Origin of the sequence: Breoghania sp. (genome assembly GCF_030066895.1) — a bacterium.
GTDB lineage: Bacteria > Pseudomonadota > Alphaproteobacteria > Rhizobiales > Stappiaceae > Breoghania.
In genome coordinates this window covers 258,546-284,419 of record NZ_JASJAV010000003.1, presented here as the reverse complement: position 1 = coordinate 284,419, position 25,874 = coordinate 258,546, and the positions used below count along the sequence as shown (strand labels likewise).

Annotated in this window: 27 protein-coding genes and 7 pseudogenes; 9 read left to right on the top strand and 25 right to left on the bottom strand. The window is 62.0% G+C overall.

All coding sequences use genetic code 11. The features are described 5' to 3' along the window. Nucleotide 1 precedes the first annotated feature (1 nt). A complete protein-coding gene (locus QNJ43_RS06780) occupies nt 2–496 on the bottom strand; it encodes a pyridoxal-phosphate dependent enzyme (protein ID WP_300468434.1) in 495 nt (164 codons plus the stop codon). A gap of 175 nt (nt 497–671) precedes the next feature. On the opposite strand from QNJ43_RS06780, the gene QNJ43_RS06775 reads away from it, so the two are divergent. From QNJ43_RS06775 to QNJ43_RS06765, 3 genes are all read left to right on the top strand, one after another. Further along, entirely contained in the window at nt 672–869 is a 198-nt protein-coding gene (locus QNJ43_RS06775; protein ID WP_300468432.1) for a LysR family transcriptional regulator, read from the top strand. Between the two features lie 12 nt (nt 870–881). Continuing rightward, the gene (locus QNJ43_RS06770; protein WP_300468430.1) at nt 882–1,019 is read left to right on the top strand and encodes a hypothetical protein; all 138 of its coding nucleotides are present in this window, start codon (nt 882–884) and stop codon (nt 1,017–1,019) included. A 75-nt stretch (nt 1,020–1,094) separates the two neighbouring features. After that, nucleotides 1,095–1,616, top strand: coding sequence for a hypothetical protein (locus QNJ43_RS06765; protein ID WP_300468428.1), 522 nt, complete (start codon nt 1,095–1,097; stop codon nt 1,614–1,616). Between the two features lie 21 nt (nt 1,617–1,637). Here the strand turns inward: QNJ43_RS06765 and QNJ43_RS06760 are convergent, their stop codons facing one another. The 14 genes and pseudogenes from QNJ43_RS06760 to QNJ43_RS06695 form a co-directional block, all read right to left on the bottom strand. Next, nucleotides 1,638–2,105 (bottom strand): SLC13 family permease, encoded by a 468-nt coding sequence (locus QNJ43_RS06760; RefSeq protein ID WP_300468426.1) that lies wholly within the window; start codon nt 2,103–2,105, stop codon nt 1,638–1,640. After that, the gene (locus QNJ43_RS06755; RefSeq protein ID WP_300468424.1) at nt 2,039–2,992 is read right to left on the bottom strand and encodes an SLC13 family permease; all 954 of its coding nucleotides are present in this window, start codon (nt 2,990–2,992) and stop codon (nt 2,039–2,041) included. Before QNJ43_RS06755 ends, QNJ43_RS06760 begins: the two co-directional genes overlap by 67 nt. Nucleotides 2,993–3,099: 107 nt before the next feature. Continuing rightward, nucleotides 3,100–3,351, bottom strand: coding sequence for a hypothetical protein (locus QNJ43_RS06750; protein ID WP_300468423.1), 252 nt, complete (start codon nt 3,349–3,351; stop codon nt 3,100–3,102). Between the two features lie 276 nt (nt 3,352–3,627). Continuing rightward, nucleotides 3,628–4,727 (bottom strand): annotated as a pseudogene (locus QNJ43_RS06745) (sulfate/molybdate ABC transporter ATP-binding protein). A gap of 10 nt (nt 4,728–4,737) precedes the next feature. Next, complete coding sequence (gene cysW / locus QNJ43_RS06740) at nt 4,738–5,613, bottom strand: sulfate ABC transporter permease subunit CysW (RefSeq protein WP_300468421.1); 876 nt, start codon at nt 5,611–5,613, stop codon at nt 4,738–4,740. 19 nt (nt 5,614–5,632) lie between these two features. Further along, nucleotides 5,633–6,447 (bottom strand): annotated as a pseudogene (gene cysT, locus QNJ43_RS06735) (sulfate ABC transporter permease subunit CysT). Nucleotides 6,448–6,451: 4 nt separating this feature from the next. Then, nucleotides 6,452–7,458: pseudogene (locus QNJ43_RS06730) on the bottom strand (sulfate ABC transporter substrate-binding protein). Nucleotides 7,459–7,495: 37 nt separating this feature from the next. Next, nucleotides 7,496–7,927, bottom strand: a complete 432-nt coding sequence (locus QNJ43_RS06725; protein ID WP_300468419.1) for an Rrf2 family transcriptional regulator — start codon at nt 7,925–7,927, stop codon at nt 7,496–7,498. A 144-nt stretch (nt 7,928–8,071) separates the two neighbouring features. Further along, nucleotides 8,072–8,937: pseudogene (locus QNJ43_RS06720) on the bottom strand (aldo/keto reductase). Further along, nucleotides 8,915–9,067 (bottom strand): hypothetical protein, encoded by a 153-nt coding sequence (locus QNJ43_RS06715; RefSeq protein WP_300468417.1) that lies wholly within the window; start codon nt 9,065–9,067, stop codon nt 8,915–8,917. Before QNJ43_RS06715 ends, QNJ43_RS06720 begins: the two are co-directional and overlap by 23 nt. A 50-nt stretch (nt 9,068–9,117) precedes the next feature. Further along, nucleotides 9,118–9,612, bottom strand: a complete 495-nt coding sequence (locus QNJ43_RS06710; protein WP_300468415.1) for a flavodoxin — start codon at nt 9,610–9,612, stop codon at nt 9,118–9,120. Between the two features lie 89 nt (nt 9,613–9,701). Next, nucleotides 9,702–10,683 (bottom strand): annotated as a pseudogene (locus QNJ43_RS06705) (aldo/keto reductase). 83 nt (nt 10,684–10,766) lie between these two features. Continuing rightward, on the bottom strand, nt 10,767–12,116 hold the full coding sequence (locus tag QNJ43_RS06700) for an MFS transporter (protein ID WP_300468413.1): 1,350 nt from the start codon (nt 12,114–12,116) through the stop codon (nt 10,767–10,769). Between the two features lie 35 nt (nt 12,117–12,151). Further along, complete coding sequence (locus QNJ43_RS06695; protein WP_300468411.1) at nt 12,152–13,213, bottom strand: NAD(P)-dependent alcohol dehydrogenase; 1,062 nt, start codon at nt 13,211–13,213, stop codon at nt 12,152–12,154. 126 nt (nt 13,214–13,339) lie between these two features. On the opposite strand from QNJ43_RS06695, the pseudogene QNJ43_RS06690 reads away from it, so the two are divergent. Continuing rightward, a pseudogene (locus QNJ43_RS06690) lies at nt 13,340–14,236 on the top strand (LysR family transcriptional regulator). A gap of 120 nt (nt 14,237–14,356) precedes the next feature. Here the strand turns inward: QNJ43_RS06690 and QNJ43_RS06685 are convergent. From QNJ43_RS06685 to QNJ43_RS06640, 10 genes and pseudogenes are all read right to left on the bottom strand, one after another. Then, on the bottom strand, nt 14,357–15,139 hold the full coding sequence (locus tag QNJ43_RS06685) for a multicopper oxidase domain-containing protein (RefSeq protein ID WP_300468575.1): 783 nt from the start codon (nt 15,137–15,139) through the stop codon (nt 14,357–14,359). 164 nt (nt 15,140–15,303) lie between these two features. Beyond that, nucleotides 15,304–15,714 (bottom strand): hypothetical protein, encoded by a 411-nt coding sequence (locus QNJ43_RS06680; protein ID WP_300468409.1) that lies wholly within the window; start codon nt 15,712–15,714, stop codon nt 15,304–15,306. Between the two features lies 1 nt (nt 15,715). After that, nucleotides 15,716–16,090 (bottom strand): hypothetical protein, encoded by a 375-nt coding sequence (locus tag QNJ43_RS06675; protein WP_300468407.1) that lies wholly within the window; start codon nt 16,088–16,090, stop codon nt 15,716–15,718. Between the two features lie 45 nt (nt 16,091–16,135). Next, complete coding sequence (locus QNJ43_RS06670) at nt 16,136–16,510, bottom strand: hypothetical protein (RefSeq protein ID WP_300468405.1); 375 nt, start codon at nt 16,508–16,510, stop codon at nt 16,136–16,138. 59 nt (nt 16,511–16,569) lie between these two features. After that, entirely contained in the window at nt 16,570–16,959 is a 390-nt protein-coding gene (locus tag QNJ43_RS06665; protein ID WP_300468403.1) for a hypothetical protein, read from the bottom strand. Between the two features lie 24 nt (nt 16,960–16,983). Further along, nucleotides 16,984–18,000, bottom strand: a pseudogene (locus tag QNJ43_RS06660) (AMP-binding protein). 258 nt (nt 18,001–18,258) lie between these two features. Then, nucleotides 18,259–19,113, bottom strand: a complete 855-nt coding sequence (locus tag QNJ43_RS06655) for a hypothetical protein (protein ID WP_300468401.1) — start codon at nt 19,111–19,113, stop codon at nt 18,259–18,261. Further along, complete coding sequence (locus tag QNJ43_RS06650; protein ID WP_300468399.1) at nt 19,113–19,415, bottom strand: carbamoyltransferase C-terminal domain-containing protein; 303 nt, start codon at nt 19,413–19,415, stop codon at nt 19,113–19,115. The genes QNJ43_RS06655 and QNJ43_RS06650 overlap by 1 nt, the downstream gene beginning before the upstream one ends. 34 nt (nt 19,416–19,449) lie before the next feature. After that, nucleotides 19,450–20,262, bottom strand: a complete 813-nt coding sequence (locus tag QNJ43_RS06645) for a carbamoyltransferase N-terminal domain-containing protein (protein WP_300468573.1) — start codon at nt 20,260–20,262, stop codon at nt 19,450–19,452. A gap of 562 nt (nt 20,263–20,824) precedes the next feature. Continuing rightward, complete coding sequence (locus QNJ43_RS06640) at nt 20,825–21,043, bottom strand: phosphopantetheine-binding protein (protein ID WP_300468397.1); 219 nt, start codon at nt 21,041–21,043, stop codon at nt 20,825–20,827. A gap of 679 nt (nt 21,044–21,722) precedes the next feature. Between QNJ43_RS06640 and QNJ43_RS06635 the strand changes: the two genes are divergently transcribed. The 5 genes from QNJ43_RS06635 (at nt 21,723) to QNJ43_RS06615 (ending at nt 25,856) form a co-directional block, all read left to right on the top strand. Then, a complete protein-coding gene (locus tag QNJ43_RS06635) occupies nt 21,723–22,463 on the top strand; it encodes an ABC transporter ATP-binding protein (RefSeq protein WP_300468395.1) in 741 nt (246 codons plus the stop codon). A 54-nt stretch (nt 22,464–22,517) separates the two neighbouring features. Next, the gene (locus QNJ43_RS06630) at nt 22,518–22,676 is read left to right on the top strand and encodes a hypothetical protein (protein ID WP_300468393.1); all 159 of its coding nucleotides are present in this window, start codon (nt 22,518–22,520) and stop codon (nt 22,674–22,676) included. Nucleotides 22,677–22,865: 189 nt separating this feature from the next. After that, nucleotides 22,866–23,795 (top strand): ABC transporter substrate-binding protein, encoded by a 930-nt coding sequence (locus QNJ43_RS06625; protein WP_300468391.1) that lies wholly within the window; start codon nt 22,866–22,868, stop codon nt 23,793–23,795. 4 nt (nt 23,796–23,799) lie between these two features. Beyond that, nucleotides 23,800–25,536, top strand: coding sequence for an iron ABC transporter permease (locus QNJ43_RS06620; protein WP_300468389.1), 1,737 nt, complete (start codon nt 23,800–23,802; stop codon nt 25,534–25,536). Next, on the top strand, nt 25,443–25,856 hold the full coding sequence (locus QNJ43_RS06615; protein WP_346432896.1) for an MBL fold metallo-hydrolase: 414 nt from the start codon (nt 25,443–25,445) through the stop codon (nt 25,854–25,856). The genes QNJ43_RS06620 and QNJ43_RS06615 overlap by 94 nt, the downstream gene beginning before the upstream one ends. Nucleotides 25,857–25,874 lie beyond the last annotated feature (18 nt).

Genomic DNA, 25,874 nt, shown 5'->3' with positions numbered 1-25,874 from the left:
GTCACCGGAGATGATGTAAGGGCGTGCCGCCCGCCTCGCTCGTCGCTTCGGCCACGTCCTCCATGGCTACATTCATGTCGGTGCTGCCAGGGACTTCAACAATTTCCGCGCCGAAGAAGCGGTCAAGCAGAACGTTGCCGCTTTCCTTGTAGCCGGCGTCGGCAAAACCGGTGCGATCCTCCAGCAGAACCTTGCACTTCAGGCCGAACTTCGCGGCCGCCGCCGCCGTCTGGCGGACATGGTTGGACTGCGTCGCACCCTGGGTGATGACCGTATCGGCCTCCCGCTGCAAGGCTTCAGCAATCAGGAATTCGAGCTTGCGGGTCTTGTTGCCCCCGCTTGCAAGGCCGGTGCAGTGATCCCGCTTGACCCAGATGCACGGACCGCCGAGCGCCTCGCTCAGACGATCAAGCGGTTCCAGCGGTGTCGGCAGGTGCCCCAATAGGACTCGGGGAAAAACCTGGATGGAGCGCAGAAGAATTCTGCTGCGTTCCATTATCTCCGCATTGTTGGCGGGTCGGGTCATGTCTTGCTCTGATAGCGCGCTCATCGATTTCCTCAGGCTCCTCGCGTTTTGAAGTCATCGTGAGACGCAAATGAATATTTGAACATTCGAAATTTTTCAGTCTACTCATACTTTCCGTATGGCCGCTTCGAAGAGGAGAAGGCGCATGGACTCAAAATTACTGGAAGACGTGCTGCTCCTGCTTGAGGAGGGCAACCTCAGCTGCGCCGCGGAACGCCGCCACGTGACTCAACCGGCCTTCTCCCGGCGCATTCGCGCCTTCGAGGAATGGATCGGCCCGGACCTGATCGAGCGCCACCCTAACCAGATCTCCATGGGAGAGGCCCTGCGGCTCAATTCCTAGGAAATCCGCTCGTTGTTGAGACGCATTGATACGCTGCGACAGAAGATCCGAAACTTCGACCGGGTGCAAAGATCGATGGTGATCACGACGCAGCATGCGCTGTGCATTGCCATCTTCTCTGAACTGAACAATCTGCTGAGCACGGAATGAGGACCGATTTTGTGGCGCGTTCGCACGATGAACCGGCAGGATTGCCTGGGTCTCTTTTTGCGCGGAGATGCCGACATGCTGCTGTGCTACGAGGCGCGCAACATGCCCTCGCTGCCCTTCAACGAACGGGTCGGTCGCGCGGTCTGGCGCAGGGACACGCTGATCCCCGTCGTCGGCGGATCATGGCGCTATCGGATCGGAGAAGACGGCCAGCTTCCGAAGGACATCCCCTATGTCGCCTACCCGGCCGATAGCCATTTCGGGCAGTTGGTGGAGGCCTTTGGCCCCGCCCAGAACGCGGCAGAAGGCATTTCCGGGCCGAGGATCGAATCCGCCTTCTCAGTCGGCGTGCTGGAGATGATCAAGTCAGGCCTTGGCTTCGGCTGGACGCCGCATGCCCTCGCCTATCGGCTGGTGGCCAGCGGAAGCCTGGTGAGCTTTGCCCATGTCCACGGCTGCATCCCACTCGACATCTCGGTATTCGCGTGGTCGGACGATCCAAACGGCATCGCCGTGATCGACCTGCTGAAGGGAAGCCGGCAGGCACGCGATCATGCCCCCACTCGCCTCACAGCCGACCTCAGAAACGGTGCTTGATCGCAACCAAACCACAATTCCCTAAAGCCAGCGGATCGAGATGGCGGCCAGCCCCAGGATCATGCTCATCAACATCAACGGCCAGCCCGCCTTGAGAAAATCGGCGAAACGATAGTTCCCGAGTCCCATGATCAGGGTGTTGTTGTGATGGCCGAAGGGCGTGAGAAAATCGATCGAGGCACCGAGCGCCACCGCTATCAGGAACGGTTGGGGCGGCAGATTGCCCGCTGCCGACAAGGCAAGAGCGACTGGCGCCAGAACCAGCGCGGTGGCGGCGTTGTTGACGAAGGGCGTGATGATCACCCCCAGAAGCAGAATGACGGAGACACCTGCCACCGCACTTCCGCCCGGACCTAACGCCAGTAGGGCTTCGGCCATCAGTCGGGCGGCCCCGGTTGTGTCGACGGCCCAGCCCAGCGGGATCATCGCGGCCAGCATGATGAGGATCGGCCAGTTGAGGCGGGAAAGTGCGGTTCGCAGATTGAGCACACCGCAGACCGCATAGGCGAGAACGACGGCACCGAACGCGATCTCCGCGCACCCCCCCCTCCCCAGACCGCAGCCACCATGCTCGCAACGAATATCGGCACCACGAGCCGGGATGCGGCAGAGGCCGGAACAGGGTCGGCAACGGCGGACGTGGCGGCAAGAACGAGGCAATCGCTTTCGCCCGCAAAATCGCGCGCCGCCGCACGCTCCCCGGAAAGCAGAAGCACATCGCCGATGGAAAGGCGGATATCAGCGAACCGTCCCACGAAGCGGTGCGACTGGGGTGAGACGACAACCGGCACCAACCCGCGCTCTTCCAGCCCGGCGATACTGGCAACCCGCGATTCAACAAGCGTGCTTTCGGGCATGATGACGAGGCGGGTAATTTCCCCATCATTGGCGGAGGCACTCTCCGGCAGGGCAAAGTCGCCATCGGCAAGCCCAGAGGCGAACCGTCCCGACGGCAAGCCCGCATAGAGCACGTCTCCTACTGCGAGCGTCTTGCGGCCGCCTGCAATAAAGAGTTGGACGCCCTCACGAATGGCCGCATGGACGGACAGGCCGCAATCCTCCAGCGGAACGCCGACCAGATGCGAGCCTTTGGGCAGGATCACTTCCGCCACGAGGGGGCGATCATCGGGCTCGCAACCACGCACATCGCTGGAGCCATCGGCCGGAGCATCGCCTGAAAGGGCGCGCGGTGACCAAAGCACGATGATCGCGATGCCGATCAACGCGACGGGCACGCCGACGACAGCAAAGTCGAAAAAGCCGACCCCCGCACCGGCAGCACGGGCGAGTTCCCGACTGACCACCAAGTTTGCGGGCGTCCCAATCAACGAACACAGATCGCCCAGAAGCGCGGAAAAGGGCACGGGTATCAACATCTGGCGCGACGAGAGCCGGAGGTTGCGGCAGACGTCGTCACGACCGGGATCATCAACCCGAGCGCGCCGATATTGTTCATGAAGACGGACAGCACGGCCGGCAGCAGTTAAAGTACCGCGAGGACCTGGCGCTCCGACAGACGCCTTGCCGCAAGCAGCATCGATAGCCGCCCGGGAAGCGCGGTGCGCCCAATCGCGATCACGATCAACAACATCTCGACAACAGTCACGAAGGCAGGATCCGACAGGCCGGAGAAGATCTCAGGCACGGGCACGAGATCGAGGAGCGCCCCCGCCCCGAAACCGGCCAGAGACACGACTTCCGTGCGCACGCGATCGAGTAGGAAAAGGGCGAACATGCAGACGAGCAATGCCCCGAGCGGCCCCTTGCTCGAACGTCATTCGTTGACAGGCTCCACGATACCGAACCGGATAGTGTGCAAGGACACATCACCCCGTTCGACGGGCCAGCGTAGCGATCCACCCATTTACGACCATCCGCCTCAGACACAGCAAACGGGATCCCGAAAGACGAGCTCACATGTCATGGGTCCCGGCCGATGACATACCGGGATCTTGAGACACCATGGCAGTCACTTCAATGGACCGCACCGCCGCGGGCAAGCGCCCTGCCCTCATCCGGGACGGCATTCGGGACTGGGGGTGTTCAGGTGCCGGAAGCCCGCTTCCCGCCGCCACCCCGCACTGAAGACACACCAGCGCGTCGGCCGGAAAGCGATGCGGGAGCGCATGGCGGCGGGATTTTCGGCAGAAAGCGCGATTTCGACCGGGTGCGGAAAGACGTCAATTTCCAGTTCAAGATGTCGGATTTCAGCCACCCTGCGGCTGGCAATCACCGTGCCGACGATGCAATCGCCGTGGCCCTCCGTCACCTCGATATCGTGGGGGAGGAAATACAGCGCCGCCTCACCGTCGGGCGCAGCAATGGCCAGTCCAGTAGCATGATCGTGCAGCCATATCCGACCGCCGCGGATATGGACCGTGAGGGACGCGGATTCACCGATGAAGCCGAACACGAAAGGCGATTTCGGGTGATCGTAGATCTCGTCCGCCGATCCGATCTGTTCGATATGGCCCTGGTTCATCAGAACCACGCGATCAGCGAGTTCAAGCGCTTCCTCCTGATCGTGGGTCACGAACACCGTCGTGTGCCGGGTCGCATCATGGAGTTCACGCAACCAGCGCCGCAATTCGCGCCGCACCTGCGCATCGAACGCCCCGAAGGGTTCGTCGAGCAGCAACACGGCCGGTTCGATCGCCAGGGCCCGCGCCAGCGCAACACGCTGCCTCTGGCCGCCGGAAAGCTGGTTCGGATAGCGTTCGGAGAGGTTGGAGAGTTGGACGAGATCGAGCAACTCATGGGCGCATCGGCGGATCTCCGCCGATGCGGGCCGCGTCGCCCGCGGCCGAACCTTGAGGCCGAAAGCGACGTTGTCGGCCACTATCATGTGGCGAAACAGGGCGCAGTGTGCTGGAAGACGAAGCCGATATTGCGCTGCTGCACCGTCTGGCGGGAGGCGTCTTCGTCCCCGAAGAACACGGCGCCCTACGTCGGCATTTCCAGACCGGCGATGAGACGCAGAAGCGTCGTCTTGCCGGAACCGGAGGGACCGAACAGCGCAATCAGTTCACCCGATGCGATATCGAGGGACACATCCCGTACAGCAAGATAGTAGCCGAACTCCTTGCAGATATTGCAGATCCAGACGTCCATGACATGTACCTCAGGGTCGGGTCGTTGCGGCAAGCTCACCGCTGAACCGCAATTCGAGAAGACTTTTGAAAACAAGGGAAATCAGGGCCAGCACCGTCAGCAGGGAGGCCACGGCGAACGCCGCCACGAAATTGTATTCGTTGTAGAGGATCTCCACCTGCAGCGGCAGGGTGTTGGTCAGACCGCGTATGTGGCCGGAAACGACGGAAACGGCCCCGAACTCGCCCATGGCGCGGGCGTTGCAGAGCAGAACGCCGTAGAGCACCCCCCACTTGATGCGCGGCAGGATGACATAGAGGAACGTCTGCCAGCCGGATGCGCCGAGCGAAATCGCGGCCTCCTCGTCACCGGTGCCCTGCTCCTGCATCAGCGGGATCAGTTTGCGGGCAACGAAGGGAAAGGTCACGAAGATCGTGGCCAGCACGATGCCCAGCAGGGCGAACAGGATCTCGATACCGTGAGCCTTGAGCCAGGGACCGAGCACGCTCTGCGAGCCGAACAGCAGAATATAGACTAGGCCGGAAATGACCGGCGAAACCGAGAATGGCAGGTCGATCAGCGTGGTGAGAAAGGCTTTGCCGAAGAACTCGAACTTGGCGATGGTCCAGGCCACAACGATGCCGAACACCATGTTCAAAGGCACGGTGATCGCCGCAACGAGCAGCGTCAGGCGAATGGCGGCGAGCGTATCTTCCTGCCCTAATGCCTCGATGAAGGCCCACGCACCGTGGCGCAGCGCCTCGCTGAAAACCGCAGCCAGAGGCAAAAACAGAACGACGGACAGAAAGAGCAGAGCGATCCCGGTCAGCCCCCAGCGGACCGCAGTTTTTTCCGTGATCGGACTGGCCCGGTGCGCCGGGGGAACATGAGCGACTTCAGCCATCATTTCCCTGCCTCCTGCGGTTTCAGCTCTGGATCAGGTTGATGATCAGCAGCATGGCGAAGGACAACAGCAGCATGATCGACGCGATGGCCGTCGCCGCCGCGTAGTCGAACTTCTCTAGCCGGATGACGATCAACAGAGCCGCGATTTCCGAGACATAGGGGATATTGTCGGCGATGAAGATCACCGAGCCGTATTCGCCGACCGCCCGGACAAACCCGGTGAGAAGTGCGGGAGCAAGTGTCGGCAGGATTACCCGGAGCATGGTCTGCAGCCGTGACGCGCCAAGCGTGGCCGCGGTTTCCTCGATCTCCGGTTCGCTCTCTTCGATGACCGGCTGCACGGTACGCACCACGAACGGCAGGCCGATGAAGATGAGCGCAACGACGATGCCGAGCGGCGTGAACGCGACCTTGATGCCGAGCGGGGCCAGAAGCCGGCCGACCGGACCGTCCTGCGTGTAGATCGCGACAAGCGAAATACCGGCACCGCCGTCGGCAAGGCGAACGGCAGATCGACAACCGCATTGACCACACGGCGCCCCGGAAAGCGATAACGAACCAGCACCCAGGCGATCACGCTGCCGAAAACGACATTCACCACAACCGCGATGAAGGACGAGCCGAAGGAAATCCCGAGCGCCTGAAGGGTCCTGTGATCGAAGGCGATCGCGAGGAACCGGTCCCCACCCGAGAGAGGAGGACGTCACGATAACCCCGGCCAGCAGGATCAGAACGATCAGACACAGATGGAGAGGGTGACGCCGAGTGTCAGCCCGAAGCCCGGGATGACGCTCAGCCGGCGCAATTGCCAGCCGGTACGGACAGTAGAGGACACGGCGCTATCTCCCTGCCTTGTAGATCTGATCGAAAAGACCGCCGTCGCCGAAGAATTCCGGCTGTACTTTGGCCCAGCCTCCGAGATCGTCGATGGTCACCAGCCGGACATCGGGAAAGCTCCTCGGGATCAACCGCCTCCGGGCGGGAGGGCCTATAGTAGTGCCGGGCGGTCAGCGACTGGCCGACATCGGAATAAAGATAATCGAGATAGGCCTCCGCGACCTTGCGCGCTCCCCGGGCATCGACCGTCGCATCAACGAGGGCGATCGGCGGCTCGGCCTTGATGGAGATCGACGGCACGACAATCTCGAACTTGTCCGGCCCCAGTTCCTCAAGCGCCAGGAAGGCCTCGTTGTTCCCAGGCGAGCAGGACATCCCCGATCCCGCGCCGCACGAAGGCCGTGGTCGCGCCCCGGGCGCCGGTGTCGAGAACCGGCACATGGCGATAGAGATTCGGCGATATAGGCCTTGACCTTCGCCACTTCGCCCCCGTGGGCTTCAAGCCCCCAGCCCCAGGCGGCCAGCAGATTCCAGCGCGCGCCGCCCGATGTCTTGGGATTGGGGGTGATGACCTCCACGCCGTCCTTGACCAGATCGGGCCAGTTCCGGATCTGCGTGGGGTTTCCTTTTCGAACGAGGAAAACGACGGTGGAGGTATAGGGGCGCTGTTGTTTGCAAGGCGGGAGCGCCAGTCGGCTCGGATCCGTCCGGTTCTTTCAACGATGGCGTTGATATCCGCTTCAAGGGCCAGCGTGACCGCATCCGCGTCCAGACTGTCGAAACGGCACGAGCCTGCACGCCGGAGCCGCCGTGGGACGTGCGGATGGTCACCGTCTCCCCCGTCTCCACCTTCCACTTCTCCGAAAAGGCGACGGAACGCCTTGTAGAGTTCGCGCGTCGGGTCATAGGAGACGTTGATAAGCGTCGTGTCCGCAAAGGCCGGGTTCAAGCCGGCGACCTCAAGTGCACCCGCGAGCAGGATCGGTACGAGCAGAAACTTGCGAGACATGAACATCAGTTCCCTTCACCTCTAAACTCACAATACTTTACCTATTTAGTCGAGTATAGAGAAAGTCGTGAAGTTCTGATTTTTCGGCCATCCGAAAAAGCAGTGTTTCGCTACCCGGCGATTGCAGGAATTTCGTTCCCCCCTCGCGGCCGAGGCAATTGGCGATCGTGGTGCCGTCGAGAACCTGCCGCATGGCCTCCGCCACGCGCGCCAACGGCCCGTCGATGATGCGCAGGATATCGCCGAAGGTGATCTCGTTGGCGGAGTTGAGAAGCTGGTATCCCCCCGTCTTGCCGCGTCGGCTGATCACGATCCCCTGGTGCTTGAGATCGAGAAGGATCTGCTCGAGAAACTTCTTCGGGATGCTCTCTCGCTCGGCAATGTCGCCGATCATCAGCACGGCCCCCTCCCCCGCCCGCGCCAAGGCAACGATCGCCTTCAAAGCGTATTTTTCCTTCTGAGAGATCATGATCTTCCTCGTTCCGGGAAATGGACCGCAGATTGAGGAAATATCATGCCTATCCCTAGGGATGAAGTCGGGATTGGGCGGAACCCGGCATGCCCCGCACGAGTTACGGGACATGCCGGGCCGACGGCCCCCTAGCCACTCCGGTTATCGCCCGACCATCTCCAGCGCGGTGGCGGGCAGACGCTCTCCTTCCAGCGGAAGGGATGCGGATGCTTCATCGAGCATCGCAAGATCCGCGTCATTCAGGTCCTCTTCGATGGCACCCAGGTTCTCCTCCAGCCGACCGATCTTCGTGGTGCCGGGGATCGGGACAATCCACGGGCTCTTTGCGAGCAAACAGGCCAGCGCGATCTGGGCAGGCGTAGCCTGCCGGGCCGCAGCAACCCTTTTGACCACTTCGACCAGCGCCAGATTGATCTTCAGCGCGTCGGCGGAGAAACGGGGCACGGAGGCGCGGAAGTCGCTTGCGGTAAATTTCGTGTCTGCGGTGATCTGCCCGGTCAGAAAGCCCGCGCCCAGGGGAAAGAAGGGAACAAAGCCGATGCCGAACTCCTCCAGAAGTTGGAGAAGCCCCGTTTCCGACCCCCGCCACCACAAGGAGTACTCACTCTGCACGGCCGCGACGGGCTCCACGGCGTGCGCACGGCAAACGATCTCGAGCCTGGCTTTGACAGGCCCCAGTGCAGCACCTTTCCCTCGCGCTTGAGCTCCGAGAGTGTGCCCGCGACATCCTCGATCGGCACGTCCGGATCGACCAGGTGCTGGTAGAACAGATCGATCCGGCCGGTGCGAAGACGTTTGAGGCTCGCTTCGACCACGGCACGGATATGTTCCGGTCGGCTGTTCGTGCCGCCGCTGCGCCGGGCTCCCGTTTCAGGATCGATGTCGAAGCCGAATTTCGTCGCGATCACCACCTCGTCGCGCACAGGCTGCAGGGCTTCGCCGACCAGTTCCTCGTTGACGAACGGGCCGTAGGCCTCCGCAGTATCAAAAGGCCACGCCCAGATCATGCGCGGCCCGCAGGAAGGGCACACCCCGGGTTTGATCGACGGCCGTATCGTAGGCGTGGCTGAGGCCCATGCATCCGAGCCCGAGTTCGGAAACCTCAAAGCCGGAGCGGCCGAGTTGACGCATTTTCATGTCTCGTTCCTTTGTTGAAAGCGGCTGAAACGGGCGCCGCGCGCCATTCGTCAAAGCGCGGCCTGCACCGAAGACAGCCAGTCATCGAGTTCGGAGAGCTGACGGCGCCCCTGATCGCATTCCAGAACGAACGGCTTCATGCGCCGCGCGCCCGGCGTCAGATCCGCAAGCGTCGAGAGGGAGGAGCCTGCCCCGTATTTGCCGTGCGTCACGAAAGGCACCAGCGTCTTGCCCTCGAAATCATGTTGGATGACGAAGGTTCGCACCGGCGCGGGCAGCTCCGTTACCCAGATGAGAAAGCCGAGGTAAATCGTCCGGTAGGGATCGAGGCTCGCGACATCGGAAGCCAGATCCGGCGTCGCCCTGGCATCGCGTTCCCGTCGGGCGCGCTCCACATGGGCGAAATAGTCCTCCGGATAGGGATCGGCGGCGCGGATCTCGAACAGGTCCGCCGGCAATTCGCGCGATAACGCCTTTGCGAAGACGCGGGTATTGCTGAACCGGGTGAGATAGGCCACCCGGCTCCTGCCGGGCCGTGCAGCCACCGGCCCTCCCCCCGCTCCCGAAAGAGCGAGGGTTGCGGCCGGGGCCACGAGGGCTCGCATGATGTCCCACCTGTTCATCGCACCGGACCCTATCGGTCGATCCGGGCCTGGGCGAACGCGTTGTAGCGCTCTCCGGCGATATCGATCCGCGCCAGAACTGACTGGATAGCATCCATGTCCGCGCTCGTCAGTTCCACAGCGGCCGCCCCGAAGTTTTCCTCAAGCCGGTGCAACTTCGTCGTGCCCGGAATGGGGACGATGAACGGCTTTCGATGCAGCAGCCAGGCAAGCGCGATCTGCGCACGGGTCACGCCCTTGGCTGTCGCGATCCGGCCAATTTCTTCCACCAGCGCGTGATTGGCCTTGCGGTTTTTTTCCGAAAAGCGGGGAACAGTATTGCGGTTGTCGCCCTCGGTGAAACGCGTCGTCTCGTCGATCGCACCCGTCAGAAAACCCTTGCCGAGAGAGGAGAAGGGCACGAAGCCGATCCCCAGTTCTTCCAATGTCGGCAGGATTTCCTGCTCCGGCTCCCGCCACCACAGCGAATACTCGCTCTGAAGTGCGTCCACCGGCTGCACCGCATGCGCCCGACGGATCGTCTGAACGCCCGCCTCCGACATGCCGAAATTGAGAACCTTGCCTTCCGCGATCAGGTCCTTGACCGTTCCGGCCACGTCCTCGATCCGCACGTTCTGATCCACGCGATGCTGATAGAAGAGATCGATGCGATCCGTGCGCAGGCTCTTCAACGAGGCTTCACACACCTTGCGAATGTGTTCCAGACGGCTGTCCTGGGTCTTGGAGGCATCCCCGTCCTGGAAACCGAACTTGGTGGCGATCACCACCTCGTCGCGAATGGGCGCCAGCGCTTCGCCGACCAACTTCTCGTTTTCGAACGGCCCGTAGGCCTCGGCCGTGTCGAAGAAGGTCACGCACAGAATCATGCGCATGACGGATCAGCTTGATGCCGTCCTGTTCCGCAACCGCCGGGCCATAGGCGAAGCTGAGGCCCATGCAGCCATAGCCGAGGGCCGAGGCGGTGAGGTTCTGTCCGAGTTTACGTTCTTGCATTTTCTTTTCCTCTTTTGTGAAGAACCAAATGAATGGGAATTCGGCGGCAAACCGGCGGGCTCACTGGCGAGTTTACTGGCGGCTCAGGGCCGCCGGGCCGCGGGCAGGATCAGCACGGCGGCAAAGATCAGCCCGAGTGCGAGCAGGATGCCGGTCGCAAAGATCGTCGCCGAAAGCTGCTGCCAGAGCGGTGCGCCCGCCTCGGAGGCAAAGATCGTGACCAGAATGCTCAGGTCCAGCGATCCGCCAAGCTGGTGCGCCACGTTGACTGCCCCCGAAGCCGCACCCTGATTGCGACCGGAAACACCCGCCACGCCCACGACCGTGAGAGGCCCGAGCCCGCCGCCGTTACCGATGCCAACGAGAACCATCGGCAGGGCGATATCGCGCCAGACGACCGCGTCGGGTCCGGCCAGCGAGAGCCAGAAAAGATTCGCCGCCATGGAGAGGCAGAGCAGCATGGCGTTGCCGAAAAGCAGGGTCAGACGCGGCACGAAAACCGCCGTCGCGAAGGTCAAAACCGTCATCGGCAGGAAGCAGAAATCGGCCTCCACCGGAGAGAACCCGAGCACGCGTTGCAGAAACTGCGTTTCGAAAAAGAAGAACCCGACGGCTCCGCCGAGAAAGCACATGCGGGCCAGATAGGCACCGACGCGCACCCGGCTGTTGAAGATGTCGAGCGGCAGCAACGGATCCGAAGTCCGGGCCTGCAACCGGACAAAAAGGCTCAGCATCGCCACGGCAACGACCAGCGCCAGAAGAGCCGACGGATCGCTCCAGCCGTGATCGGCGGTGCGCACGATTCCCCAGACGAAGGAGGCCATGCCGACGGTCGAAATGATCGCTCCGGCCACATCGAGACGCCCGACGCCGTGACGCGTGTTGTCGAGAACGATCCAGCCTGCAAGCCACAGCGCGGCCCCGATCGGCACGTTGACCAGAAAGCCGACCCGCCAGGACAGGGCGCCTGCGAAAAAGCCGCCGAGCACCATGTCGAGGCTCGATCCGACCCCGGCAACCATCGAATACCAGGCAAGCGCCTTGTTGCGCGGTTCGCCTTCGGGAAAGTTCACCGCGATCAGGAAGAACACCGAAGGCGCGATGATCGAGGCGCCGACGCCCTGAACCGCGCGGGCCGCGATCAGCTCGACCGGCGAGCCGGCAAATCCAATCACCAATGACGAGACCGCGAACAGGAAGATGCCGGACAACAGTGTCCGCTTGAACCAGAAGAGATCTCCGGCCCGGGCAGATAGCAGAAGGAACCCGCCAAAGCAAAGCAGGTAGGCGTTTTGAACCCAGCTCAGTTCCACCGGCCCCATGCCGAGATCCGCTGCGATTTCCGGCATGCCCGTATAGGCGATGCAAAGATCGAGCACGATCAGCAGATAGGTGATGAGAATGATCGACAGAACGGCGCCCGGAGAAGTCACGCGCCGTTCGTCCATTACATAATCCGCGACCACCTTCAGGCGACCTCCGGTGCCTGCAATGCCGCCATGTCCATCACGAAGCGATAGGGAATGTCGGATTTCTCAAGCGTCGCGAACGCGTCGTTGATCTCGTCGGGACGGATCATACGGCACTTGGGCAGGATGCCCTTCTGCACGCAGAAATCGATCACTTCCTGGGTTTCGCGCATGCCGCCGATGAGAGATCCCACAACCCGGCGGCGCCCGAAGACCAGCGGCATGGTGCTTATGTCGCCCATGGCGCCGACCTGCCCGAGAATGACCAGCGTGCCGTCGATATCGAGCAGAGGCACATAGCCGTCCATATCATGCTGAATCGGCACGGTGTCGATGATCAGGTCGAGGCTGTTGGCCGCCGCCTTCATCGCGGTCTCGTCGGTGGAGACCAGAAAGTCGTCGACGCCGATTTCCATCGCCGTCTCCCGCTTGGCGGGAGAACGGGAAATCATCGTCACATGCGCCCCGAGACCGAGAGCGAGCTTTGCGGCCATGTGGCCGAGACCGCCCATACCGATCACGCCGACCCGGCTTCCCGGCCCCACGTTCCAGCGGCGCAGCGGCGTCCACGTGGTGATGCCCGCACACAGGATCGGCGCGACACGGGCGAGATCGAGGCCCTCGAAAAGGGTGCAGAAGAATTCCTCACGCACCACGATATGCTTGAAATAACCGCCGCGCGTCATCGACCCGTCGATGCGATCCGGAGAGGAATAGGTATTGGTATTGCCCTCGCAGCAGAATTGCTCCTCGCCATTCAGACAGTGCTTGCAGGTCTGGCAGTAGTTATCGACCATGCAGCCAACCGCGCCGTTGTCGCCGACCTTGAACTTCGTGACCTCGGATCCAACTTCAATCACCCGGTCGACGATCTCGTGATCGGGAACCAGTGGAAACTGGGCAAAGCCCCAGTCATTGCGAGCCATATGCAGATCGGAGTGACAGATCCCGCAATAAAGGATCTCCATCACCACGTCATTCGCGCGCGGCGCGCGGCGCTCGAAGGACCAGGGAACGAGGTCGCTCCCAGCTTCCATTGCGGCATAACCGAATGTCTTCATCTCATGCTCCAACTCGGATCGGAGGCTTTGCAACCGATCCCGTTCGTCCCGAGCGGGAACATAAGAATTTCCGATTGTTACTATTAGACGATCTATTCCAATAGAACTTATCGTTTGGAGATATCAATGAGGCGGGACGAAATCGGCGATCTGATGGCGTTCCTCGCCATTGCCGAAGAGTGCAACTTCACCCGCGCCGCAGCCCGGCTCGGCACGTCGCAAAGCTCCCTGAGTACGGTCGTCCGGCGGCTGGGGGAGCGGCTGGACATCAGGCTTCTGACGCGAACCACCCGCTCGGTCACCCCGACCGACGCCGGGCTTCAGCTCGTCGACACGTTGCGCCCGGCATTCGACGAGATCGAGGCCCGCCTCCTTGCCCTGAACGAACTGCGCAGTTGACCGGCAGGCACGGTGGTTCGCATCACCACCAATCGTTCGGCGGCGCGCAGGATCCTCATGCCCGCCGCCGACAGGCTGATGGCCGACTATCCGGAGGTGAATATCGAATTCTCCTGTGGCCAGCGGCTCGTCGATATCGCCAAGGAGGGATTCGACGCGGGCGTCCGGCTCGGCGAGCAGGTGGCAAAGGACATGATCGCGGTTCCCATCAGACCGGACATGTCGATGGTGGTCGCGGGAAGCGCGGACTACTTCAAGGATCAACCTATCCCCGAGACCCCGCACGATCTGACCGATCATGTCTGCATCAACCTGCGCCTGCCGACGCTCGGCGGGCTTTATGCCTGGGAATTCGAGAAGGACGGCCGCGCTCTCAACGCCCGCGTCGACGGCCAGTTCATCTGCAACGATCCGGACCTCGCCATCGACGCCGCCCTGAGCGACCACGGGCTCGCCTGTCTGCCCGACGATCACCTTGAAGATATGATCGCCAACGGTCGCCTGATCCGCGTTCTTGAAGACTGGTGTCCGCCCTTTCCCGGCTATCACCTCTACTATCCGAGCCGACGCCAGGTCTCATCCGCCTTCCGCCTGCTGGTGGATGCACTCCGCTATCGCCGGTAACCGGGTCGCGGCGCTCTTTCCGATTGCCAGGCAAGGTCGCCGCAGGGGCTACAGGAAAAGCACGATGGCCTGTTCCCGATGCCATCCGCTGACGGAACCGGGACTAAGGCGATCAGACGGTCAGGCCACCTTTAGCCAGGTCAGCATGCCGGTGGCGGCATGAGTAAGCATGTGGCAGTGAAGCAGCCACTTGCCGGGATTGGCCCCGACGAACGCAATCTGCACGGTTTCGCCGGGTGTCGTCAGGACCGTATCCCGCCAGGGGGACATGGCCCCGTCCTTGATGACGCGGAAATACTGCCCGTGAAGGTGCATCGCATGCGGCCAGGATGTGTCGTTCACCATTTCGACGACGGCCGTCTCTCCAACTCCGACACTCAGGAGCGGGTCTTCCGGAACATCAACGCGACCGTTGAAGGCCCAGAAATATCCCTCACGCATGGCTTGTCGGGAAGACAGGCCATCGTCGCGAAGATGCACGCGGCCCATTTTTCCCATCATGCCGCCGGTCATGCTGAGCCGGGCCCGCACGGCCGTCTTCAGCGATAACGGCGACATCTCGTTGGGCGGCAGAGCCCCCGGCTCGGCGCGCGTCGCCTGTCTCGAACCGGACACGGTGAAACCGGCAAGCTCGATGGATTGATCGGACCACATGAGCGCGGGCGCATCCCCGCTGACATCGACCACAAGATCGATCCGTTGGGTCGGAGCAAGCACCATCCGCCCGGCCGGTTCTGGCTCTTCCATAGGCATACCGTCCAGCGCCACGACAAAAGCGGAGTGTTCAACACCGCAATGGCTTTGATACATCGAGGTCCCGGCGGCTTCCGCCTGCGCAGCAAGCCCCGACGGCTCGACCACAAGGATCAGGCCCAGAAGGACTACCGCCGCTATGCGGATCATACGCACCAAGGTTGTTTTCCGGAGTTCTCATTTTCGACCGGAAAACCATGCATCTTCTCATTGCAGTAAGGTCAAGGGGAAAATGCGCGGGCCAATATTCCCGGGCTTCCCGCTTGATTACCCATTGATGTCGCCGGGCAAACCCGGTCGCCACGAGGATCGTTTCAGGCCCCTGCCTTGCGGTTAAGACGGCAGCGAAGCGATTGCGGGCTCTTGATGATATCCGTACCGTGGATTTCCGGATCAGTACCGAGCAGTTCGATCTCCGGATAGATAGCGGTCAGCCTGTCGATTGCCGTTCCCAGCAGGAGCCGCACCAGCAGTGCACCCGGGCAGTGATGGACGCCCGATCCGAAACTGAAGTGATCCTTGGCCCGACGCCCGGAAGCGGCAGGACACCCCGTCTCCGCATCCGATCCTACATTGCGCTCGGGGATGACGCCATTTGCCGAGGGGATGTGCACCAGCACCTTTTCGCCTGCCGCAAAATGCCGTCCGGCCACGGTCTGGTCCGTCTGGGAGATGCGCAGCAGATATTGCGACGCGCTTCCCCGGCGGATGAGATCCTTGACCACCTCAGAGCAAAGCTCCGGCTCTGAGGGCAGACGCCGTTCGCCGGGCGCGTGACGCAGAACGAGCAGCAGGATGTTGGCAAGCGTATGCGCCGTGGTCTACCCGGCAATGAAACAGTGCGGCCAGGACGGCCTTGACCTCCTCCTCGCACAGCCACACGCCCGCAGCCTCCGCCAGTTGACCGGCCAGCGAATGGCGGCGCAGCGCGACCGCTTCCGGATCCTTCGGATCGATGACATCCAGAAATTCGCGCGCGGCTTTCTCTATCTCACGCACCTGTCGGATCGGCAGCAGCAATTCGGAGACGAACCGCACCGTCTCCGCCCAGTGGTTGAATTCCTCCGCCTTTCCGGACTGCATCCCCAGAAGACGGATCATCGTCGCCGCAAAGAGCGGATCCGCGAAATCATGTACGAGATCGACTTAGCCCGAAGCCCCGGCCTTCGCCAGATTGGCAGGCGCCCTGTCGACCTCCTCGTCGATCAGCCACTGCCATTCCCCGATCCGGGTCTTTTTGAATACCTCGACGATCACGCGCCGCAGCAGAAGGTGACGCTCGCCATGCGCAAAGAAGGGAATGCAATTGACGATCCACGTGATGGCGTCGAGCTGCAATCCGGTCATCTCGGCCATGTCGCGATAGTATTTCGGCATGTCGACCACGTCGAAGCCGGTGCTGCGCGCAACCTTTCGCGCAACGCCATAATCCGTCACCGTCGTGCACTGGGTCGACAGGCCCCATTCTCCCCCGGACTGTTCTTCAACAATGCGGGCATGGCCGGTTACATTACGGGACATCAGACGTCATTCCCTCCGGAAGTTGCCGGGAGCGCGTTGAAATAACCGTCCCTCGCCGCCTATCGGCGGATCTTGCCACTGGTTGTACGTTCCAGGACGCCGCGCTCCAGAACATGCACGACGACCTGATCGAAAGCGAATTCGGCGCGCAAATTGGCGGCGATTCGCTTCTCCAAAGCCTGAATGTTTTCAATTGCCGAGCGCTTGTCCTTAACCTCTATCAGCAAAACCGCACTGCCCGACCGGTTTCCCTCGAATGCAGCCGCCGCCAGCGGATTGAGGCCGGGATTCATCTCCCCGGCAAGCCATTCGATGTCGGGCGCGACCACATTGTGGCCGTTGACGACCAGCGTATCCTTCAACCGTCCAGTTACATACAAGGTGTCGTTCCGAACGAGGCCGATATCGCCGGTGCGCAGATAATGGGCCCCGTCATCGGACTCCGTCACAGCACGAAAGGTACGCTCGGACGCCTACGCATTCCCGAAATAACCCGAGGCGACGGAGGGCGAGGAAATCCAGATCTCGCCGGACTGTCCGTCTTCACACACCGGCCGGCGGGTTTCCGCATCGACGATCCGGATGAGATCCCGGGAACCGGCAGGCAACGGACAGGGGGCAACGGATGGATGCCCGGCGATGAAAAGCGTCACCTCCGCCAGGCCATAGCAGGCAAAGACGCTCTCATCGAAAAGCCCGGCCGGGGCAAGGCGCTCGCGGAACCGTTTGAGGAGAGCTTCCGGCACCGGCTCCGCCCCGCAAAAGGCCCGCCGCCATGCGGTGAGATCCAGCGTTTCCAGAAGCGCATCGTCCGCCGCCTTCAAGGCGAGTTCGAAGGCGAAGGCGGGGCCGCCGCTCATGGTCGCACGCCAATGCGAGATCTCCTTCAACCACCGCGCGGGGCGCTGCAAGAAGGCGAGCGGCGCCATCTACACGCTCTTCCGCCCCCAGAGCATCGGATAGAGAAGACCGCCCATCAGCCCCATGTCGTGAAAATGAGGCATCCAGTTGAGCATGGTCTCATAGTCGAGATGCCAGGCTCGCTCCACCAGGCGTCCGTTTTCGATGAGATTTTCGTTTCTGATCAGCACGCCGCGCGGCTGAGGCGTCGAGCCGGAGGTGTACTGGATCAGGGCGACATCGTCTCCGCGCCCGGAAAGCCTGAGACAGACAGGACGGAAGGCAGCGCCCTCCTCTCGCAAGGTCTCGAACGTGACAATCGCCGCCTCAGATGCAACTCCGACCTCGGCAAGATGCCTGACGAGAGACGACCGGCCCGCCTCGCAACACAGGACAGCCTTCGCGCCGCAATCCTCGATGATCCGATCAAGACGGCTCGTGCGCGCTCCCGCGCGCGGCATCGGCACAAGAACGGCAACTGTTCCGGCGAGAAAACAGCCGAGCAGGGTCTGAATGAATTCCGGGCCGGCGGCAAAGGCGAGCAGGGCCCGCTCCCCCGCAAGACCGCGCGCTTCCAATCCGGCGGCGATACCGCGCAGCCGTCAGCAATTCACCGCGATCGGCGGCAAATACCTCGCGCTCGCCACGCGCCAGGAAGCGCAGCGCGGGAGCGGTCGCATCGGCCTCGGCAAGCACCGATATTTCGGCGACGAAACTCACCATGAAGGCCACCACCTCGATAGTCATCTCGGACGCCGCATGCCATGCGGCTTGTTTCGGAACAAGGCCGCGATCATGTCATCGAGCAGGTTTTCGGCAACCACCTTGGAAAAGACCGTGTGCTCCGCTTACCCGTCGCCCCGAACGTGTTCGACGGCCTCATGCCGCAACCGTTCTGCCTGGGCAGCATCCTCTTCCGCAAGAGCACCGAAAACGATGCCGATATGCGGCACGGGCTTGGCGCGCTTCAGCTGAACGGCAAGATCCAGCGGTTGCGGCAGCCCATTCTCGGGCCCGCCGGGCAACGCATCGCACCGAAGGTCTCCATTTGCCACAACGAGTCCAGCGTCGTGGCAAGCGCGAAGGTCAGGACCCCGCGTGCGCGAAGATCCACCGCAAACTGAATGGCGGCATAGCCGCCACCCTATTGGCCGAGACAGAAGATTTTCTTTGCCAACAGCTTCCGGACCACCTGTTTCAGCCGGGCGAGCGTTGATCCAGGAACCGTCGAGCCCTTCCACTCCGCCGAAATAGTATTGTTCGTTCCGGTCCTGCAGAAAGATGACGTGGCAATCGAAGTGCTTCAGGATGCGCAACAGAAGCGCCAGCGACACGCCGAAACTCTGGCCCATGCAGGTGAAGACAATGATCAGGTTGTCGCTGCCCTCCTCCTTCCTCAGCATGTAGAAGTCATCGAAGCTGCGTCCGGCGAGAATTCGCTGTTCCGCCTCTTCCGACAGGGCGGGATTTCCGACCTCATCCAAGACCCGTGTTTCAATCAGAACCCGGCGTATATAGCGGCAGGCGGAGCGCAGCATGTCCACCTCACGCGCCAAAGCCTCCCGCTCTCCCAGTTCGTCCAGCACCGGTTCGGCCGTGTTGATCGCCCCGCGCGAAACCAGCGTGCGACAGGCCGCAAGGCGCTCACACGGATTGTCCGAATCCAGATGGTCCAGCGCCCAGGAAAGATCGTCCCTCTCCATCACGCAGCCCCTCCATCCGGCTTACACACCAGAAGATCGTCGATGAGCAACGCATCGAGCCCCGTCGTGGCGAAAACGGCCACCGCATCTTCCACCTCGTGGACGATCGGCTTTCCCATGATGTTGAAACTGGTGTTCAGGATCACCGGCACGCCCGTTTCTTCCGCAAAGGCGGTAACGAGGTCATGCATCCACGGGGTCTCGCTGCGGTTCACCGTCTGCAGCCGATCGGTGCCGTCGGCATGAACGACGGCGGGCACCCGATCCCGCACCTTCTCGCGCCACGGCAGGGCAAACGACATGTGGGGCGAGGACTAAGCATAAAGAAACCAGTCTTCAACGACCTCTTCGGGAATGATCGGAGCAAAGGGACGATAGGCCTCGCACCCCTTTACCCGCGCATTGATCGTGTCCTTGCATGTCGGCACGGGTCGAGTCTGCCAGAATGGACCGGTTACCGAGCGCCCGGGGCCCGAACTCCGCCCTCCCCCGCATGACGCCCGCGATCTTGCCCGCGGCCAGCAGATCCGCGACCCGACGAGCCGATACATCACCGGTCCGCTCGATCTCGCAACCGGCAAGGTTACGGGCAAGGGCATCGACCGCCGAGGGGCGCACGGCCGAGCCCAGGAAGGGAGTGCGGCACTGCGGCAATTCGCGATCCGGATGGTCCTCAAGCCAGGCGGCTATCGCCGCGCGGATCGCAGTCCCGTCATCAGCCGGAGCACTGGGCACATGCACCGCCTGGAGACCGAAACGGCGCCGCACTATGCCATTGTAAGCGGAATTGAGCGCACATCCGCCCGAAAGGAGGAGGTTGCCTATCGAGCCAGCCAGCGCCACCTCGAGCATCTGATCGGCGAGATCGGCGAAGGCGGCCTGTGCGCTGGCCGTCAGATCCGCAGCCTTTTCCACGTCGCCGTCTCCGCGCGCACGCTCAAAAGGCGCAACGGCTTGCCGTGCCATCTCGAGCGCCTCGGCGGAACCGGCCATGGGCCGTCCGTTTTCGATCCGCACGAGATCTCGAAGCACTTGCGTCACGCCCTCGTCGGACTGCCCGAGAGCCGCCAGCCCCATGACCTTCCATTCCTCACCCGCCCGCCAGTCGAAACCACATCGGTCAGTCGCCCAGGCGTAGATCGCCCCCAGACTGCCGGGTCCCCAGGACAGCCAGCGACGGGAGAACCGACGCTATCGCATATTAAAGAGGCTGACAGACCCGACCTCGCCTTCCCCATCGATGACGAGACAAAGCGCATCCCGCAGTTCGCAAAACTGACACCAGTTGTAAGCGCATGGGCGAGATGATGATCGTATCGACGCACCGCCGTGTCGGCAGGCAGGCCCAGATAGGCTCTGAGATGAGCGCCCGTCGCCTCGAAGGCCCGGCGCTGCAGGCCGTTCAACCAGAGCGCATCGCTGTCGCTCAGGACCTTGGCATACTCGCTCGCACTCTCCACGTCTGACGATGCTACGACATCGGGCTTCGGGTTGTGCCAGCTGCCGGCAATGATGATTTCGCTCGCAGCCCCGCACAACCGGGAGATCCCAGAACGATATGCGCAGACAGATCCGGGGTCGCGCTCCAAGCCCGCTTGTCCTGCAGGTATCGCTCGCCTCCGCAAATAGCAGATCGCCTCAGGCCCCACGATCGCGAATGCCGGATCATGTCCCGATACCGAAAGGCCGATATAGTGGCCCCGCGACGTGCTCATGCTAGAAACCGCTTTTCAGCAAATGCGCGCAGACCGCATCGATGGATGCGATATTCGAAGACGATGGCCGGATCTATTTCGATCTCGAACTCTTCTTCGAACTTGCCGCTCAGAATGACCACCTCAAGAGAGGTTAATCCATAATTCTGGATACTCGCCGTATCGCTTATGCTATCCACGGAACACTTCGTCGTTTTTGCGATCTCTTTACGCAAAAAAGTGCGAAGGGCCTCATCTCACGAATTGAATGAGGGGATATTCAATTCAACCTCGAATATCTGCCGCACATATGAGCAGATTGAAGTCACCTATGTGCAGCCCGCAGATCCAGATGCCGATTGATTTCTGGAATATCACATTGTGGGAAATTGGGATCACTCATCCACACGCAAATTGTCTCAAGTGCATTCTGAATCCGTTACGTCTCAACGAAAATCAAGTCGCCTAAATATACCTTGCACCAATCTTGTCAAAAACGACATAAAATTTTCATCTATAGAAATATTACTCAAATTTTGTTCATTTTATTTTTGATAAATTATATATCTAGGCCCGTCACGACGGAACGTCCCTTCCGTTATGCAACGCAGGCGCGTGCTTGAAATATCGACTACTTTCCAGTCACCTCGAAATACGCCGCTTTCACCTTTCCGGGCGATAAAAAGGATCACGATCCAACACATCACTCATGTGACGCTTTGCGCAGCTCCGCCATCAAGCCTGCGTATATCGGTTTTCCTACGCCCCACTTCCCAGTTTGAACGATAGCTGAGGCTCCCTAGGGGCAGGAATTGTTCATCGGAACGTCATGCGAGCGTCATTCCAGTGTTGCCTGCCGGGACTAGCTCTTTCCCCGCGCTGCACAGCTGTGCAGTTCCGAAGGAAGGCCCACCCATGAGTGAAATCCGCATTGACTCCATCGCAAAGAGTTTCGACCGCACGCCGATCCTGAAAGACATCTCGCTTCAGATCGAGGAAGGCGAGTTCGTTGCGGTCCTGGGCCCTTCAGGATGCGGCAAGACCACATTGCTGCGCTGTCTTGCCGGGTTCGAAACGCTCGATGCCGGACAGATCGAGATCGGCGGACAGACGGTGTCGGGGCCGAGCCGTCACGTCCCGCCGGAAAAGCACAATATCGGCGTCGTATTCCAGAATTATGCGCTCTGGCCGCACATGAACGTGGCGCAGAACGTCGCCTATGGCCTGAAGATCGCCGGTCTTGCGAAAAAGGACCGCGCCGCCCGCGTCGCGCACGTTCTCGATCTGGTGGAACTGGGCGGATTTGCCGACCGTCGCCCCGCGGACCTTTCCGGTGGTCAGCGCCAGTGCGTGGCGCTCGCCCGCGGCCTGGCGATGGAAAGCCGGGTGGTGCTGCTCGATGAGCCGCTGGCCAATCTCGACGTCCACCTGCGCGGTGCGCTGGAGGAGGAATTCGCCGCCTTCCACGCGCGCTCCGGCGCGACCATGTTCTACATTACCCACGATCAGGCCGAGGCGCTGGCGCTCGCCGACCGCGTGGCTGTCATGAACCACGGCCGCATCCTGCAATTCGACCGCCCCGAAGCCCTCTTCCGCCAGCCCACCTGCGAAACGGTTGCCGGTTTCATCGGCGAGGGCCGCGTTCTGGAGGCCTAAGACATCCGCCCGCTCGGCAACGGCCGGGCTGCCGCATCGCTCTTCGGCCAGCCGGTGGAACTGCGCTGCGCCCCCGGCGAGCCGCCGCGAAAGCGCGCGCGCGTCTCCGTCCATCCCGGCGACCTGACCGTGATCGCAACCAATGACAACACGGGCATCCCCGCCAACGTGACCCGCGCCACCTATCGCGGATCCTACCTACGCGCCGACTGATGGCCGAACCGTCCGGCACCGTCCCGCTCTCCCTCAAAATCGCCGCATCTGCGTCGGTGACACAGGGCCAGCGGATCACCTTCTCCCTACGCGCAACTGCTGGGTCATTCCCGAACCGTCCACCGCCTCCCACGCTTCCCTCTCCCTGTAATTGCCAACCGATCCTGATATCGACCCAAGGACAAACCGATGAAACTGGTCACCCTTACCCTGGCGGCCATGCTCGCCTCCTCCGCCGCATACGCCCAGACGACGCTGACGCTTTACACCTCTCAGCCGCCGGAGCAGGCGCAAAGCACCGTCGATGCCTTCGAGGCCGCCCATACCGACATCAAGGTGGAATGGACCCGCAACGGGACCACCGCTCTGATGAATGTCATGCGGGCGGAGATCGAGACCGGTCAGGTGCAGGCCGACGTTCTGCTGGTCGCCGATGTCATCAATCTCGGCGAGCTGAAGGCCGGCGACCACCTGCTGGCCTATCCGGAAGCCCCGGTCGATGCCTACAACCCGGCGACCGACGACAAGGACATGACCTTCTTCAGCACCAAGGCAATCACCACCGACATCGCCTACAACACTGAGATCGCCAAGCCGGTCGAGAAGTGGGCCGACCTTCTAAAGGAAGAAAACCGCGGCAAGATCGCCGTTCCCTCGCTGCTTTATTCGGGTGCTGCGCTCAACCACCTGCATGCGCTAATCAACGATCTCGGCATAGTGCCTGAGGGCGGCAACGGCCCGGCGATCAAGGCGGCCGCCTCCGGCATGGCGAAATACGGCATCGTCGTCGACGCCAACGCGCTTCGCGCCAAGGTCGCCGGTTCCCCGATCGACTACATCGCGCCGAAGGACGGCGTTTCCTTCATCACCGAACCGGCCACCATCATGGCCACCACCAAGCACCCCAAGGAAGCCAAGATCTTCATCGACTTCCTGCTGAGCAAGGAAGGCCAGGAACTGGTCGCCAAGCAGGGCAACCTGCCGATCCTGCCGGGCGTCGAGGGACAGGAAGGCTATCCGAAGGTCGAGGACATTAAGCTGCTGGGCTATGATGCCGATGAAGCGGTCAAGACCAATGAAGAGATCTGCGCCAAATTCGCCGACATCTTCGGGCTGTAATCCGATGAGCCTTGCTCTCGACATTCCGAAGCGCCCCTCCCGGGCACTTCGGTTCTTCCGCCGTCCGAGCGGAGAACCCGCCCTGCTGATCGCGCTCGTCATTTTCGTCGGGGTGCTGTCTATCATCCCGCTGGCGCGTCTGGCCTATTCTGCACTAATACCGCACGACGCCTTCGACTGGGCGCGGATCGAGGACGTACTGGGCGACCGCCGGGTGCTGGAGGCAACTCTCAACACCATCCGCATTTCGGTTTCCGCGACCGTTCTCGCCACCGTGACCGGCACCGCCGCAGCCCTGCTGGTGAGCCTCACCGACATGCGCCATCCCACATTGTGGGTCTTCGGTTTCGTGCTGCCGCTGATGATCCCGCCGCAGGTGACGACCCTTGCCTGGATTCAGGCATTCTCCCCAGCAAGCCCCGTGCTCGGACCGCTCGGCCTGTCGCTACCGCCGGGCACCCACCATCCGCTTTATTTCGAGGGCGGTATCGTCTTTCTGCTCGGTCTCTACAACGTGCCGCTCGTTTTCCTGTTCGTGCGCGCCAGCCTGCAACGCGTTCCAGCCTCCCTGATCGAAGCGGCACGTGCGAACGGCGCGGGCGGCGGCGCGGTCATCCGCGACATCGTCCTGCCGCTCATCCACGGCGGCATCTTTGCGGGCGCGGTTCTCACCTTCGTCTCGTCGATCGGAAATTTCGGCATTCAGGCGATGCTCGGTATCCCGGCCCACGTCTCCACGCTGATCACGCTGATCTATCGGCGGCTGAATTCCTACGGTCCCTCCGCGCTCAACGACATGGCGTTGCTGGCGCTGCTGCTCGCCGTCCTCACCGTTCTCGGCATGAGCGTCACCGCATGGTTAGCCCGGCGCGGCGACCAGCGCGCCGATACCGCCCAACGGCAGCCCCGCATGGCTCTGGGCCGTTGGTGGGCGCCGATCTACACGTTTGCCTGGCTCTATCTGGTGATCTGTCTCGTGCTGCCCCTGACAGCGCTTCTCGGCACCGCGCTTGTGCGCGGCTACGGCCAGCCGCTCAATCTCGATACCGTCACCTTCGAGAACTTCGCCAGCGCGCTCTTCCATCACGAGGGCATCCGCGAGGCGTTCCTCACGAACCTCTGGTTGACGCTTGTCACCGTGGCAGTGCTCATTCCGTTGGCCGTTGCGCTCGGCTACGTGCTGACCTGGCGCGAAGGCCCTGTCGCCCAGATCCTGCGTCTCACCTCAGAACTCGCCTATGCCCTTCCGGGCATCATCATCGGCGTGGCGATGATCCTGTCCTTCCTGCGGCTCCTGCCGCTGATCGACACCGAGCTTTACGGCACGGTCTGGGTGATTCTCACCGCCTATCTGTCGAACTTTCTGGCACTGGCGCTCCGCCCCATCCTCGACGGCTACACAGAGATCGACCTCAATCTCGATGAGGCTACCCAGCTTGCGGGTGCAGGCATCTTCGCTCGGCTGAAAGACATTTTTCTGCCCGCACTCGCCCCGGCGCCGACGGCGGCTGCGATCCTCGTCTTCATGACCGCGATCAACGAGATCCAGACCTCCGTGCTGCTGGTCTCCTCCAGGGCGCGAACCATCGGCCCGACCATCATCTTCCTGGAAGAAGTAGGCTCCTCGACGCTTGCCGCCGCCGTCAACTGTCTGATGGTCGCGCTGGTTCTGGTGCTGATGGGGGTGAACCTTCTCTTCGGCCGCCGTCTACCGGAAGGAGTTTTGCCGCGGCGCGACTGATCTCCCTGAGGGGCATCGGCCGCAAGTCGACGGCTATCTTCCTGCTGGAAATCGAAAGCTGGAAGCTGCTGCTCGATCTGGGCGACGAACTGGAGCGCGGCGAGCGCCCCGACCTCTCGCAAGCCGGAACCGTCGATGCGGTGATCCTTTCGCACGCCCATGTCGATCACGTCGGCGCGCTCGACCGCCTGAACGAGATCGGCATGCCGCCGGTCTATGCCAGCGCCCGCACGTTCCACGGCCTACCCGACGGCTACCGCCCGAAGAACGCCCATATATTGCCCGAACCGAACGCGGAAAAACCGACGTGTTGGGCCTGACCGTGCAAACGGGACGCG

What these genes read in the sequence shown, in the direction of transcription:
- QNJ43_RS06780 (WP_300468434.1), bottom strand. Translation starts at nt 496, where the DNA reads ATGGAACGCAGCAGAATTCTTCTGCGCTCCATCCAGGTTTTTCCCCGA.
- QNJ43_RS06775 (WP_300468432.1), top strand. Translation starts at nt 672, where the DNA reads ATGGACTCAAAATTACTGGAAGACGTGCTGCTCCTGCTTGAGGAGGGC.
- QNJ43_RS06765 (WP_300468428.1), top strand. Translation starts at nt 1,095, where the DNA reads ATGCTGCTGTGCTACGAGGCGCGCAACATGCCCTCGCTGCCCTTCAAC.
- QNJ43_RS06755 (WP_300468424.1), bottom strand. Translation starts at nt 2,992, where the DNA reads ATGTTGATACCCGTGCCCTTTTCCGCGCTTCTGGGCGATCTGTGTTCG.
- QNJ43_RS06750 (WP_300468423.1), bottom strand. Translation starts at nt 3,351, where the DNA reads ATGTTCGCCCTTTTCCTACTCGATCGCGTGCGCACGGAAGTCGTGTCT.
- cysW (WP_300468421.1), bottom strand. Translation starts at nt 5,613, where the DNA reads ATGATGGCTGAAGTCGCTCATGTTCCCCCGGCGCACCGGGCCAGTCCG.
- QNJ43_RS06725 (WP_300468419.1), bottom strand. Translation starts at nt 7,927, where the DNA reads ATGATCTCTCAGAAGGAAAAATACGCTTTGAAGGCGATCGTTGCCTTG.
- QNJ43_RS06715 (WP_300468417.1), bottom strand. Translation starts at nt 9,067, where the DNA reads ATGAAAATGCGTCAACTCGGCCGCTCCGGCTTTGAGGTTTCCGAACTC.
- QNJ43_RS06695 (WP_300468411.1), bottom strand. Translation starts at nt 13,213, where the DNA reads ATGAAGACATTCGGTTATGCCGCAATGGAAGCTGGGAGCGACCTCGTT.
- QNJ43_RS06685 (WP_300468575.1), bottom strand. Translation starts at nt 15,139, where the DNA reads ATGATCCGCATAGCGGCGGTAGTCCTTCTGGGCCTGATCCTTGTGGTC.
- QNJ43_RS06675 (WP_300468407.1), bottom strand. Translation starts at nt 16,090, where the DNA reads ATGATCCGTCTTCTGGGGATGCAGTCCGGAAAGGCGGAGGAATTCAAC.
- QNJ43_RS06670 (WP_300468405.1), bottom strand. Translation starts at nt 16,510, where the DNA reads ATGTCCCGTAATGTAACCGGCCATGCCCGCATTGTTGAAGAACAGTCC.
- QNJ43_RS06655 (WP_300468401.1), bottom strand. Translation starts at nt 19,113, where the DNA reads ATGGAGAGGGACGATCTTTCCTGGGCGCTGGACCATCTGGATTCGGAC.
- QNJ43_RS06650 (WP_300468399.1), bottom strand. Translation starts at nt 19,415, where the DNA reads ATGTCGTTTGCCCTGCCGTGGCGCGAGAAGGTGCGGGATCGGGTGCCC.
- QNJ43_RS06635 (WP_300468395.1), top strand. Translation starts at nt 21,723, where the DNA reads ATGAGTGAAATCCGCATTGACTCCATCGCAAAGAGTTTCGACCGCACG.
- QNJ43_RS06625 (WP_300468391.1), top strand. Translation starts at nt 22,866, where the DNA reads ATGAAACTGGTCACCCTTACCCTGGCGGCCATGCTCGCCTCCTCCGCC.
- QNJ43_RS06620 (WP_300468389.1), top strand. Translation starts at nt 23,800, where the DNA reads ATGAGCCTTGCTCTCGACATTCCGAAGCGCCCCTCCCGGGCACTTCGG.